This is a genomic window from Cytobacillus gottheilii, from assembly GCF_018582665.1.
In the GTDB taxonomy this organism is placed as follows: domain Bacteria; phylum Bacillota; class Bacilli; order Bacillales; family Cytobacillaceae; genus Cytobacillus; species Cytobacillus gottheilii.
In genome coordinates, this window is sequence record NZ_CP071709.1 from 1,254,775 (window position 1) to 1,268,054 (window position 13,280).

Genomic DNA, 13,280 nt, shown 5'->3' on the forward strand with positions numbered 1-13,280 from the left:
AGATGATTTCCTAAGCATTCGGTTCTATGCGTGTGTTAAATACTTATGCCTCAGCCTCTTTCAAACGGTTTATATTACTGAAACTGAACCTGAATACTGACAATTTCAGATCTCGTTCCAATTCGCATTGGCGGTCCCCAGAAGCCAAACCCTGAGGTAACAACAGAATGCATTTGCTCCTTCTGTAGATGTCCCCAATCATTCTCGAAAATGGAAGCCGTAATAAGGCTGCCTGGGAATACTTGTCCGCGATGGGTGTGGCCTGAAAGCATTAGGTCTACACCTTCCTGCTGTGCGATATCAAGGTCATATGGCTGGTGCTCCAGCAAAATGACTGGTTTAGAAGAATCGACTTCATTCATAAGTGTGTCTAAGGCCAGTCTGTCTGGATCTGAATAATCTTTGCGTCCAATCAGCGAAAACTGGTCCTGAATGTTTTCTGTCTCATCATACAGAACCGTGATGCCGCTATCCTCTAATGCTTGTATCAGCTCATCCATCGTTCCTTCATGCTTGTCATGATTGCCAAGGGAGGCGTACACGCCGTATGGGGCATCAAGCTCAGATAAGATTTGGTTGATTTCCTGATCAAGAAATGGCTGAACATCATCATCAAAAAGGTCACCAGGGATTAAGATAATATCTGGTTTCAACTCATTCATTTGTTTTACAAGGCGCTCTGCATGATTTTTACCTGATAAAAGACCAAAGTGCATGTCTGCAGCCATTGCGATATGCAATGAATCGAGAGTAGATGAGCGTTTTTCCATTGTAATATCATATGTGCGAACAACAGGACTGTATGTATTAAAAACGCCATATACTAAAAGTGATATTATCAATCCAATCGTAATCGTCCCTGCCCATACCTGCGTCTTTCGTCTCGGCAGCTTTGTTAAGCGCAGGAGAATGACCGTCAAATGGGCAAGAGGAACCAGTAAGATCAGCAGGTAAAAGCATGCCATCCAATAGGCGCCGGCAATATTTAAGAATGTGATTCCTGACACACGGCCCAGAACAAATGAAGTGGCTGCCAGCGTGATGACTAAAATATAAATCGTTTTAAAACGCCGCGTGGAAGTCTCCGGACGCAGCAATCGATACCCTCTCCAGCCGATATAATAAACAAGCCCGCCGTAAATCAGCAGAGAGAGAAGCATAATAAGAATGAACATGTGCTGTATTAGAACTCCTTTTCTAATTGTTGTTATTCAACAAATGGTTATTGTAGGTTAATCGTAGTATTTTTTTAGTGCAGAAACAAGTTTTAACTAATAGAATTGCAGTAAAAGAAATGTTTTGCATGGAAAAGGGAAAGCACTGGAAATTCGTGCAGGAAATGAATAACATATTTGTTGATTTTTAAATTTTGTTATTCTATGATTTACAGAGCAAGAAGCAAGTTAAAAGGGGAGGAACCCGTTAATGCAAATGACGATTGCCCGTGCGATGACGCGCAAAAAAACGATCAAAGCCCAGTTAGAGAAAATTACAAAAGACATTTCCCAGCATGGTGCCATTAATAATAAAAGGCTTCACATATTATCTGATGAAAAAAAGGATATCAAAAAGAATCATCAAGAATCGATAGACAAAGTGAAAGCATTATTTCAGCAGTTTTATGACCTGAAAGATAATTACATAAAGTTAACGGTAGCGATTAATAAGGCGAACCTGGAAACAGACATTGTCATTACAGGAAAGACAATGAAAATTGCCGAAGCTCTAGTCTATAAAAATGATATTCAAGCATACTTTGAAAATTTAAAATATGCCTATCAAAAAGCTGTATCAAAGGCCACTGCAGAAGTTGATCAATTTAATAAAAACATGAAAACTGAAGGACTATCAGAACAAGTGAAAAAGGAAGTCCTGGCAGATGTACTCTATTTAGTGCCAATTGAAAAAATGGATGAACTTGATGCGTTTTTGGTTGAGTTTATGACTGAAATTGATGGTACACTGAATGAAGTGAATGCAAGAACATTCGTTGAAGTAGATATCGACTAAGATGGATTAACTTTGCTGGTCTATCGCTGTAAACCACTAAATCCAGTCAATCAAATCTGATTGTTTCCCAAAGAGGAAACGCCAAGATAAGTGTTCAGTATTGAGTGCTTAGTAATCAGTGTTTAACTGTTTAGTGTTTAGTCATAAGTGATTAGTGTTAATGAAATCCTGCCATACAACTTTGAAGGCAACTTCGAGGTACCCTGACTGTCCTTGTGGTTTGATAGGCAGGCTGGTAGATCAGCAAAGCTTTAATACATACAGATTGAATAATAGAGACAATCCTTGAAACAGCAGGGTTGTCTTTTTTGTGTTAAGTATATAAAGGAATTTAGGATTAATAAATCGAATGTACTTGCTGAGGTGCTGTTTTGTGTGTTTAACATAAAACAGAAATAAAAGAATTCAGTAAGCAGGGATAAAGATATGAATATAAAAACAAGTAGATTATTAATCCGTCATTTTGATTTAAAAGATTGGCAGGCAGTATATGAATATACATCAGACAGGCAAGTAATGAAATACATACCAGAAGGTGTATTTACGGAAGAAGATGTGAAAGCATTTATAAATAAGAACACTGCTGCTGAAGCTAAATATTTTCCTGTTGTTTTAATAGAGAAGGATCTTTTGATCGGGCATATGGTTTTTCATCAATACTTTGGTGAACATACGTATGAAATTGGCTGGGTCTTTAATCCAAAGTATTACAGTAAAGGCTATGCTTCTGAAGCAGCTAAAGCCCTATTAGATTACGGGTTCGGAAAAATGAAACTGCATCGAATAATTGCAACCTGCCAGCCAGAAAACATTGCTTCTTATCGCATTATGGAGAAGATTGGCATGAGAAGGGAAGGCCATTTTAAAAAATGTATACCAAACGGCTCAGAGTGGTGGGATGAGTATTATTACGCTGTTTTAGCTGAAGAGTGGAGTAAAAGTTAGCACTTACAAGTTCTCGTATGAATTCATTTTTAGTGGAACTAAAATCTAGGATTGAACCAGAAGGGAATTATTCCCTCTGTATTGAATAATATCTACCATATATATTATTTGGAACAATATGGAGGAGAAAAATGACTTTAGCAACTATTTTCAGAAATGCTTTAGGTGTAGTTGGGTTCCCATTAACGATTTGGAACCTGGCTGTAGATCGGAAAAATAAAGTGAAGCCGCCTGGACAGATCATTAAAACTAAATTTTCAGAGGTCCATGCTATTGTGTGCGGCGAAGGACCTGTTACCGTTATTCTAGAAGCCGGGCTTAGTTCAATCTCTATTGACTGGTGCTATATTCAGCCGGAAATTTCTAAGTATGCGCGTGTTATATCCTATGATCGAGGCAGCTATGGCTGGAGCAGGACAAATAGGAAAACAATGACCTCTTTAGATAGTGTAGAAGAAATAAAAGATATTCTTCGTGAACTAAAAATCGATCCTCCGTTTATCCTGGTTGGCCACTCTTTTGGCGGTCTTGCAATGCGCCTATTTGCAAGCATGTATCAGGATGAAGTCGCAGGGTTAGTACTAGTTGATGCCGCACATGAAAATCATTATGTTTTAAATCAAGAGAATGAAAAGCGAATCAAGCAATTTAGCAGACTTGTCACCTTTGCGCATATCACTTCATTGATTGGAATTCCGCGATTACTGAAACAGAAGATTGGGCGTAAATTTCTTTCGAATGAGTTTGATGCTGCATTAAAATATACTGGCTACACGGTGGGGGCATACCAATCTGTCTACCGTGAATTCAGGGATAGTTCAATATCAGCACAGCAGCTTTTGAATAGCCAGCCTCTGAAGTCAGATCTTCCGGTTATTGTAATCAGTGCAAAAAAACAGCCTGAAAACTGGCGGAAAAATCAGCAGCATTTAATCAATCTCACTGCTGACACTGAACATATTGAGCTGGATATGGGTCATTCAGTACATCTGGAAGCTCCTGATGTCGTAAATGAAAGTATCCTGAAAATCATAAGAACCAAAAAAATAAATCAAAAGCAAAATATGATGACAATCTAGATCACAGTCGAACACACCAAAAAATTAATCTCATCTGAAGGAGTATGATTAGGATGTCTCATGCTAAGGATGTTCTGGCAGATCAATTATTAGCAAATGCAAATGATCGCAGCTGGTATGTTTCATTTTTAGAATCAACTGCGAACATAACAGAAGAAGACGCGTTTTGGAAACCAGACAAAGAAAGCAACAGTATTGCTGAAATAGTCCAGCACCTTCTATATTGGAATGAAACATGGCAAAAGAGATATAAAAAATCACATATGGATGCAGTTCCGCCGCTGCGTGACAATAATGAAAGCTTTGTGATTAAGGAAGATCGATCATTTGCTGACTTAAAAGCGTGCCTTCTAGCAGTTTTGCTGCAATGGCAGGAGCTGCTGACAGAGGAGATAATGGATCAAGAGGTACATGGCTTTCCTGTGAATGCAAAGTGGTGGGGTATTCTGGGAAACTTGACCACACATAATGCTTACCATATTGGACAGATTGTTTATATTCGAAAGCTGCAGAAAAGCTGGGACAGGAAATTTTCTTAAAAACAATCATCACAAATATTTAAGAGCCATCATGGCTGTTATGATGATACAAAAAAGCATGGAGCCAATTCACAGGCACCATGCTTTTTAAAAACAAAATAATAAGGAATCTTAAAGACCTTTTATGAGACGAGTTTCAATCCAACTGCAGCACTTAAAACCATGCCGATGAAAACGAGTCTTTTCCAGTCTCTTGATTCACCATAAAAAATCATTCCTAAAATCGCTCCGCCAGAAGCCCCGATTCCTGTCCAGATAGCATATGCCGTCCCCATAGGAAGTGTTTCCATAGCTAAAGCAAGAAAAATAAAGCTTAATCCAAACCCTAGAAACAATAAGAAGAGTGATTGCCAATTACGATCCTTATGCAGTTTGTTGATCATCGCAACACCCCACATTTCACATAATCCCGCTAAGATTAAAAAAATCCAAGCCATTAGGAGTCACCCTCTTCCTGTACTTTGTTTGTTGTCACTAATTTCAGACCGATAACACCTGCTAATAAAAGTAAAATTAAAAGTACTTTTTCAATCCTAAATGGTTCTCCAAAAAAGAGAATTTCAGATAATGTTGTTCCAGCTGTTCCCAGACCAACAAACACTGCATATACCGTTCCTACGGGAAGCTTTCGCCCAGCCATAATCATTAAATAAAAGCTGATTCCAATCGCAACGAGAGTTCCAGCCCATGCCCAGAAATCATTAGCATGCTTTAAGCCGATCACCCAAAATACTTCAAAAAAAGCTGCAATAAATACTTTAATCCAGTCTTTATTCATGCAAAAGACACCTCCAGTCTTTATTCATGCAAAAGACACCTCCAATGTTAATATCTCCAAAAAACAAAAAAGCCCAGGAGATAACTGTTACGCAGTTTCTCCCAGGCTTTTATCCTTCCGTGGCACAGCAAGAGCTGTGAGTTTTCTCTCGGACCAGACCAGCATTAAGCTGCGGAACCCTAGAAAACATTTTTGATATGCAGTTACCTCATATTATACAAAAATTTCGCATGAATTCAAGAATTACCTCTTGGAACATTGTGTAAGTTTGTGAAGCAAAAAAATCTGTATCAACGAGTTTTGACATATGACAGAAAGCATTTAGGGGATTTCGAATTCTTTGAATTTGCCATCTTATTGAAATATAATAACAGACAGATGGAGTATTTTAGAATGAGGGATGAATTCAGTCACGACGATATTTTTACAAAAGAGGTTTTAAAATGAAGAGCAAAAGAATATTACTTATTTTACTTGCATCGTTTGTCATGCTATTAGCAGCCTGCCAGGACTCATCGGAAGAGACAGGTTCTAATTCAGACACACAATCGGAAGAAAACAGCGGATCAGAACAAACTCCTGAAAATTCCGATTCGGCTGCACCTGATGAACAAGATGAATCTTCTAATGAGCCATCGGACGAAACACCTGCTCAAGATCCATCAAATTCTGCTGACAATAGTGATAGCGAAGAATCAGAGAGTAAAAAAGAAGAATATCTTGCGAAGTTAGATGAGATTGATCAAGAGATGACGGAAATGATGGAAAACTCGACTGCTTCCAACACAGTTGAAATGAAAAAAGAAGCTTCAGACCGATGGGAAGCCTGGGATGATGCACTGAACGAAATCTATGATGTCCTTGAAGAGCAGCTCTCACAAGAAGAAATGGATGCATTAAGAATAGAACAAAGAAGCTGGATTGAACACAGAGACGCAACGGCGAAGGAAGCTTCCTTAAAATATGAAGGCGGCACACAGGAAAATGTAGAATATACCGCTGTCATGGCAGATGTAACGAGAGAAAGATGCTATGAGCTTGTGAATGAATATATGAAGTAATTGAAGAAATATGGAACTTGTTTAGGCAAGTTCCATGTTTTTTTGTTGATTGAAAAGACGGGGGGAGGGATTCTGCTGCTAGAAGAGTCCTAGTCTCATATTTTAAGTAAAATTGATGTGACGTTTAAGCTTTAAAAATTGCATCTCATTACCAATTCTTGATAATATTAATCAGTAAGTAATATTTAGAAACACGAACTATACGTTAGGGGGATGCAAATGCGAGCAAATCTGCAAGATACAACCACATTACATAATGGTGTCAAAATGCCTTGGTTGGGCCTAGGGGTATTTAAAGTTCAAGACGGAGATGAAGTTATTCAAGCCGTTAAAGCTGCCATCAAAAATGGATACAAAAGCATCGACACAGCAGCCATTTATCAAAATGAAGAAGGTGTCGGCCAAGCGATTAAAGAAGCTGGTGTTCCACGTGAAGAACTATTTATTACATCAAAGGTCTGGAACGGCGATCAAGGCTATGAAGAAACATTAAAAGCCTTTGATACGAGCTTAGAAAAATTAGGTTTGGAATACCTGGATTTATACTTAATCCACTGGCCAGTTCCTGCTCAGAACAAATACAAAGAAACATGGAAAGCATTAGAAAAATTATATAAAGATGGACGAGTTCGTGCAATCGGTGTAAGTAACTTCAAAGAGCATCATTTAGAGGACTTGCTGAAGGATGCTGAAATTACACCAATGGTGAACCAGGTTGAGTTCCATCCGCACTTAACACAAGTGGAATTGCGCGATTTCTGCAAAAAGCATAACATCCAGCTGGAATCATGGTCACCATTAAAGCAAGGCCAGCTTTTAGATGAGCCTACAATTATGAAAATTGCCGAAAAATATGGCAAAACAACAGCTCAAGTTATTATCCGCTGGAACCTGCAAAATGAAGTCGTAACGATTCCAAAATCCATCAAAGAAAACCGCATCATCTCAAACGCAGATGTATTTGACTTTGAATTATCTCAAGAAGATGTGGAAACTCTTAACGGACTAAACAAAAGTGAACGTGTTGGATCCGATCCAGATGAAATGAATCGAGTATAACAAAAAAGGCAGCTTCGGCTGTCTTTTTTTTGTGCCCGAAAAGAGGAAATGATTGAAAAGTCTTTTGAAATGATCGAAAAGCTCTCGAGATTGGCCGAAAGTAACAGAAGATTGATCGAAAAAGCCGGGAAATAGATCGATACATCCTGGAAAATGACCAAAAGTGCAATAAACCCTTGCAATACTACCCAACTTTTAGTATTATCGTTTCATAGCTAACGATTAAGAAAATTTGAAGGGAGTGATGTGTATTTATACATTTAATGAGGATGGCGATCTGCTGCAGGAAGAGAAAGATACAATCAGCCAATTGTCTAAGATTCCTCTGGATTCCCTTAATTTAAACGCTGTTTCAGTTGTGACAAACATTTATCGAGTGGCACAGGGCTTGAAAAATGAAATGGAACGAGAAGTGCTTTCTAAGCACGGTCTTTCCTGGACTTCATTTTCTATCCTGTATGATTTATGGATCTGGAAGTCAGTTGAAACGAAAAAATTGGCAGAATTAAATGCGGTCTCAAAGGCTACGATTAGCAATATTACGAAAACCTTAGAGAAAAAAGAGTACTGTTACCGGAAAACGGACCCAAGAGATCGGAGAATAACCTTTCTGGCGATCACGGAACAAGGGAAAAAAGTAATCGAAGAACTTTATCCGCAGTTTCATCAAGGTGAAGTGAAAATTGCCTCAAGCTTGAGTGAGGATGAGCAAAAGACTGCGGCAGAATTATTAAGACGAATGATACGAGATAATCAATATTAAATGTGATGATAGGAAAAGCAGTAGGATTTATTGTCCTGGTTCAGAGAGTCGAATGGTGCTGAGAATCGATACAGTGATAAATCCGAATTACATTCCTTGAGCTTTCTTTTGTATATTTTTATGCAAAAGGACGGACGATCCGTTATATCGCAGAGTGGAAGACTGTAATCTTCAAAAAGGGTGGTACCGCGTAAACTATACGTCCCTTTATGAATGTTACGGTCTTTATTATTTTTTAGGAGGATGAAAGCAATGGTGAGCAAATTAACGCAGAAACAATTAGCGGAAGTAAAAAGGCAAATGAACATCTACACACAAGGTACAGCAGATATTATTCCAACAGAAGAGCTGGAAATGAAAGTGGCAAAGTCAATCCTGGAAAATCAGCCGCTAAAAATTAAATTAGGTTTAGATCCATCTGCGCCAGATGTGCATTTAGGTCATAGTGTTGTTTTAAACAAATTAAAGCAGTTTCAGGATAACGGGCATATCATTCAGCTGCTGATTGGCGATTTCACAGGTAAAATCGGCGACCCAACCGGCAAGTCGGCTGCCAGGAAACAATTGACGGATGAAGAAGTGAAACATAATGCAAAGACCTACTTTGAACAATTCGGCAAAATCATGGATATGGAAAAAGTAGAGCTGCATTTTAATTCAAAATGGCTTTCTAAACTGAACTTTGAAGATGTTATCAATCTGGCTGGAAAAATTACTGTCGCAAGGCTGATGGAAAGAGATGACTTTGAAGAACGAATTGCTTTAGGCAAACCAATCTCCCTCCATGAATTCTTTTACCCGTTAATGCAAGGTTACGACTCTGTTGAATTACAGTGTGATATTGAGCTTGGCGGGACAGATCAGCATTTTAATATTCTGATGGGCAGACATTTTCAAGAGAAGTTTGGATTGGAAAAGCAAGTGGCGATGTTAATGCCATTATTAGAAGGACTTGATGGTGTTGAAAAAATGTCAAAGTCAAAGAAGAATTACATTGGCATTGATGAAAAGCCAGAAGAGATGTACGGGAAAGCTATGTCAATACCAGATGAACTGATGATTAAATACTTTGAACTGATTACAGACTACTCACCAGAAGAGATTTCAAATATAAAAACAGATATTCAATCGGGTTCTCTGCATCCAAGGGATGCGAAAATGCTGCTGAGTAAAACCATCGTAAGAATGTACCATGGCGAGGAGGAAGGTGAAAAAGCAGAAAATCACTTTGTTTCTGTATTCCAAAAAGGGCAGCTGCCAGATGAGATTGCCGAAAAAGAGTGGGGCGGCGACCGAAACATTTCGATTATTGATCTTCTAGTAGAGCTGAACTTTTTACCATCAAAAAGTGAAGCCCGCCGAATGATCGGTAATCGAGGGGTTAAAGTGAACGGTGAGACAGTGGAGGACCCAGCCCTAAAACTGGAAATCACAGATGGGCTAATTATACAGGTTGGAAAGCGGAAAATCGTGAAGCTTAAGCTGTAAAAAATAAAAACGAGGGGAAATCTCCTCGTTTTTTTAGTCTATTTATAAAGATCTTTGTAATGCCTTATTAGCCAGATTTACATCATTTTGCAGTAACTTTTCTAAGTTGTATGAAGGGTAAAAACTCTTTCCATACATATAAGTAAACACTTTTGCATGTGTATCTATCGCATTGTTTAATTGCTTTTTCAATACAGTTCTGAGAGCTGGTGTGGCTGTTTCAGTGATGGCAATGGAATAATTGCGGACACCGGTTTTAAAAAGAGCCAATAAATCGCCTGCGTAGAATGGCAATAAATCTTCTCGAATTTCGTCCGTTTCATCATCTTCTCTTGGTGCCAGAGGATAAAATTCCAATAGCTCTCTAATATTGGCGCTGAGCCCATTAATAGCTTGTTCATATAATTCTTTTAATGCAGGATCTTTCACTTTTCCATATGCTGTTTTCAATTTCATTAAACCGATTGATTGGAAAGCTGTCAATTCATGAATTTCTAATGTTTCATGCCATGCAAGGTGAGGCTGTTGAGTATACATATTTTCCATTATTGTGCTAACCTCCAAAGGAAATTTTCTTGATAGATTATTCAATTGGAAAACATTTGCAAGTTGTCTAAAAAATTTGGGCTGAGAGATATTTAGTTATAAAAAAGCCGTATAAATACAATCTCACAATGTATTTATACGGCCCATATGATTTATACTCCCGGGAACCAGCCAGGTGTATTGATGATTGCATTCCACAGTGGATCTGGAACAACAAGTTCTTTTTGGCGATCTTTATCGATCTCCGTTACAATATCATCTTCTTTTCCAGCTTCTACTTTTTGTACCCAATCTGGATCGATAATCAGTTCTCTGCCTAATGCTAAAAGCGGAACGCCTGTTGCGAATGCTTTCTTTGCATCCTCTGCACTATAAATAGAACCAACCCCAATTAAAGGAACACGATTATCGATTTTTTCTAATAAGTAATGGATGCGTGTATTCGATAGATCATCAACACCGCGTCTTGGGGTTGAATGGAAGTCCTGAAGAGAAACATGCAAGTAATCTAAACCTTGATCTGATAGTTTATCAACAAGAGCAAGCGTATCATCCATTGTAATCCCTGGTGTTTCCGGCTCTTCTGGTGAGAAGCGGTAGCCTACAATGAATGGAGATTTAGCATGTTCTTTTACCACACTTTTTACCTTTTCTATGACAGCAAGAGGGAACGTCATTCGTTTTTCAAGGCTGCCGCCAAAGCGATCTTCTCTGCGATTTGAATGCGGGGAGAAGAATTGCTGAATCAAGTAGCCGTTTGCTCCGTGAATTTCAACCCCATCATAGCCAGCTTCAATTGCGCGGCGAGTTGTTTCACCAAAAGCCTCAATCATTTCTTCCACTTCAGCTTCAGATAAGCCGCGTGGAACCGGATTTCCTTCACCTTCTGAAGGAATATTGCTCGCACTTACCACATCTCCATTTACTAAATCAGGAGGGCATTGTCTGCCGCCATGGAAGATTTGCAGAATGGCTTTTGCGCCTTGTTCTTTAATGCCTGAAGCTAGTTGCTTTAAGCTTGGGATAAAATCATCACTATAGCCAGCAAATTCCCCAGGAAACCCTTGGCCATTTGGCGTGACATTTGTACAAGCCGTAATGACCATTGATACGCCAGATGAGCGGCGTGCATAATAGTCTACTTCAGCATCCGTAACAGTTCCATCCTGATTGGAAGAAAAATTCGTCATTGGTGCCATTACTACACGGTTTTTCAGTGTTATGCCATTCGGCAGGGTAAAAGAAGATAACAGTGAGTTGTTTTCATTAGTCATACTTTTTTAATCTCCTTAGTTGGTTTTTTTAAGACGGTATAGAGGTAATCATATGTAAAAACATTAAAACTGTAAAAGAATCTGCTTGCTTAGCTTTTCCAATCTGTTGAGTGCTAACCAGCAGACTGAAGGTGAAATCTCTAGTCAGTAAGTTCCAGCTAAGAATTTTAGTTTTTTTTCTTCAAATGGGGATTACTATTATGGAGTGTAATGCTTCAAAAGCCTTATGTGACGAGGTTTTGAATAGTATGTGATAAAAATCACAAAATATGTTGATTATTTCACAAAGATATCTTATAATGAGTTCATAAGGTTGATTGTGAAACAAATCACAAATAATATGTGAAGTTTTTAACAAACATAAACTCTAGGAGGAACACATAAATGAAAATTGCTGTTATTGGATGTACACATGCTGGAACTGCTGCGGTATCAAATATGGTGAAGCTTTACCCAGAAGCTGAAATTACAGTTTATGAAAGAAACGATAATATTTCCTTTTTATCTTGCGGAATTGCCTTGCATGTTAGCGGCGTTGTGAAAGATCCAAACGGTTTATTTTACAGTTCTCCAGAAGAATTGACGGAGCTAGGCGTTAAGATGCTGATGAAGCATGAGGTAGTAGATATTAATGTAGAAGAGAAAAAAATCACAGCAAGAAATCTGATAGAAGACAAAGAAGTGACAGACACCTTCGATAAGCTTGTCATGACGACTGGATCTTGGCCTGTCATTCCGAAGATTGAAGGCATTGATATGGAGAATGTCCTTCTTTGCAAAAACTTCCATCATGCGAACACAATCATTGAAAAGGCGAAGGATGCACAAAATATTGTCGTTGTAGGGGCAGGTTATATTGGCATTGAGCTTGTAGAAGCATTCGAAATGAGCGGGAAAAATGTAACGCTTATTGACGGTGAAACAAGAATCTTAAGCAAGTATTTAGATGAATCTTTTACAGAAATTGTTGAAAAGGACTTTACTGACCGCGGCGTTCAGTTAGCGCTGGGTGAAACCGTTAATCGTTTTGTTGGGGAAAATGGCAAAGTATCTGCTGTTCAAACAGCGAATGGTCAATACGAAGCAGATCTTGTGATTCTTTGTATCGGATTCCAGCCGAACACTGGTTTGTTAAAAGGGCAGATTGATATGCTTGCAAACGGCGCGATTAAAGTCGATGAGTATATGCGCACGAGCAATGAAGATGTATTTGCTGCTGGGGACAGCTGTGCGATTCGCTATAACCCTACAGGTGAATATGCTTATATCCCGCTTGCAACAAACGCGGTGAGAATGGGAACGCTTGTAGCTAAAAACTTGGTAAAGCCAACTGTTCGCTATATGGGAACTCAAGGCACATCAGGTATTAAAATATATGATCAAAACATTGCAACAACAGGCTTAACAGAAGCATCAGCTCAACGTATGGGATTGAATGTGAAAAGTGTCACAATTGTTGAGCATGACCGTCCAGAATTTATGCCAACCTATGAAGAGGTACAGCTGAAGGTTGTGTACGAAGAAGATTCAAAGCGTATTGTTGGAGCACAGGTTATGTCTAAAATCGACGTGACTCAATCAATCAACACATTATCAGTTTGTATTCAGAATAAGATGACAATGGATGAGCTTGGATTTGTTGATTTCTTCTTCCAGCCTCATTACAACAAACCTTGGAACTTCTTGAATCAAGCGGGGCTGCAGGTGATCTAATAGCAGTTCGTTTTGAAAGCCGAGT

Annotated in this window: 14 protein-coding genes, 1 riboswitch and 1 other annotated feature; of the genes, 9 read left to right on the plus strand and 5 right to left on the minus strand. The window is 38.7% G+C overall.

The genetic code is table 11. From position 1 onward, the window contains the following. Positions 1–74: 74 nt before the first annotated feature. A complete protein-coding gene (locus J1899_RS06190) occupies positions 75–1,175 on the minus strand; it encodes a metallophosphoesterase (protein ID WP_214478083.1) in 1,101 nt (366 codons plus the stop codon). Between the two features lie 250 nt (positions 1,176–1,425). Here J1899_RS06190 and J1899_RS06195 point away from each other — a divergent pair, with 250 nt between their 5' ends. The 4 genes from J1899_RS06195 (at position 1,426) to J1899_RS06210 (ending at position 4,573) form a co-directional block, all read left to right on the plus strand. Continuing rightward, a complete protein-coding gene (locus J1899_RS06195) occupies positions 1,426–2,010 on the plus strand; it encodes a hypothetical protein (RefSeq protein WP_214478084.1) in 585 nt (194 codons plus the stop codon). Positions 2,011–2,436: 426 nt separating this feature from the next. Continuing rightward, a complete protein-coding gene (locus J1899_RS06200) occupies positions 2,437–2,955 on the plus strand; it encodes a GNAT family N-acetyltransferase (RefSeq protein ID WP_214478085.1) in 519 nt (172 codons plus the stop codon). 131 nt (positions 2,956–3,086) lie between these two features. Next, positions 3,087–4,034, plus strand: a complete 948-nt coding sequence (locus tag J1899_RS06205) for an alpha/beta fold hydrolase (RefSeq protein WP_214478086.1) — start codon at positions 3,087–3,089, stop codon at positions 4,032–4,034. A 53-nt stretch (positions 4,035–4,087) separates the two neighbouring features. After that, a complete protein-coding gene (locus J1899_RS06210; RefSeq protein ID WP_214478087.1) occupies positions 4,088–4,573 on the plus strand; it encodes a DinB family protein in 486 nt (161 codons plus the stop codon). A 122-nt stretch (positions 4,574–4,695) separates the two neighbouring features. Here the strand turns inward: J1899_RS06210 and J1899_RS06215 are convergent, their stop codons facing one another. After that, on the minus strand, positions 4,696–5,010 hold the full coding sequence (locus J1899_RS06215) for a DMT family transporter (RefSeq protein WP_066448350.1): 315 nt from the start codon (positions 5,008–5,010) through the stop codon (positions 4,696–4,698). Next, positions 5,010–5,351, minus strand: a complete 342-nt coding sequence (locus J1899_RS06220) for a DMT family transporter (RefSeq protein WP_066448347.1) — start codon at positions 5,349–5,351, stop codon at positions 5,010–5,012. Before J1899_RS06220 ends, J1899_RS06215 begins: the two co-directional genes overlap by 1 nt. Positions 5,352–5,447: 96 nt before the next feature. Further along, positions 5,448–5,545, minus strand: a riboswitch (guanidine-I (ykkC/yxkD leader). 249 nt (positions 5,546–5,794) lie between these two features. Here J1899_RS06220 and J1899_RS06225 point away from each other — a divergent pair. From J1899_RS06225 to tyrS, 4 genes are all read left to right on the plus strand, one after another. After that, positions 5,795–6,412: a lysozyme inhibitor LprI family protein gene (locus J1899_RS06225; RefSeq protein WP_214478088.1), complete on the plus strand. Its 618-nt coding sequence runs from the start codon at positions 5,795–5,797 to the stop codon at positions 6,410–6,412. A gap of 219 nt (positions 6,413–6,631) precedes the next feature. Further along, positions 6,632–7,471 carry an aldo/keto reductase gene (locus tag J1899_RS06230; protein ID WP_214478089.1) on the plus strand — a complete coding sequence of 280 codons (840 nt, stop codon included), beginning with the start codon at positions 6,632–6,634 and terminating at the stop codon, positions 7,469–7,471. Between the two features lie 244 nt (positions 7,472–7,715). Next, positions 7,716–8,234, plus strand: coding sequence for a MarR family winged helix-turn-helix transcriptional regulator (locus J1899_RS06235; RefSeq protein ID WP_214478090.1), 519 nt, complete (start codon positions 7,716–7,718; stop codon positions 8,232–8,234). Next, positions 8,231–8,444 (plus strand) — a binding site (T-box leader). (Overlaps the previous gene by 4 nt.) 33 nt (positions 8,445–8,477) lie before the next feature. After that, positions 8,478–9,722, plus strand: coding sequence for a tyrosine--tRNA ligase (gene tyrS, locus J1899_RS06240; protein ID WP_214478091.1), 1,245 nt, complete (start codon positions 8,478–8,480; stop codon positions 9,720–9,722). Positions 9,723–9,764: 42 nt separating this feature from the next. Here tyrS and J1899_RS06245 read toward each other — a convergent pair whose 3' ends face one another. Both J1899_RS06245 and J1899_RS06250 read right to left on the minus strand, forming a co-directional pair. Beyond that, on the minus strand, positions 9,765–10,268 hold the full coding sequence (locus tag J1899_RS06245; RefSeq protein WP_214478092.1) for a spore coat protein: 504 nt from the start codon (positions 10,266–10,268) through the stop codon (positions 9,765–9,767). Between the two features lie 152 nt (positions 10,269–10,420). Beyond that, on the minus strand, positions 10,421–11,542 hold the full coding sequence (locus J1899_RS06250) for an NADH-dependent flavin oxidoreductase (RefSeq protein WP_214478093.1): 1,122 nt from the start codon (positions 11,540–11,542) through the stop codon (positions 10,421–10,423). 384 nt (positions 11,543–11,926) lie between these two features. Here J1899_RS06250 and J1899_RS06255 point away from each other — a divergent pair, with 384 nt between their 5' ends. Beyond that, the gene (locus J1899_RS06255) at positions 11,927–13,255 is read left to right on the plus strand and encodes an FAD-dependent oxidoreductase (RefSeq protein ID WP_214478094.1); all 1,329 of its coding nucleotides are present in this window, start codon (positions 11,927–11,929) and stop codon (positions 13,253–13,255) included. Positions 13,256–13,280 lie beyond the last annotated feature (25 nt).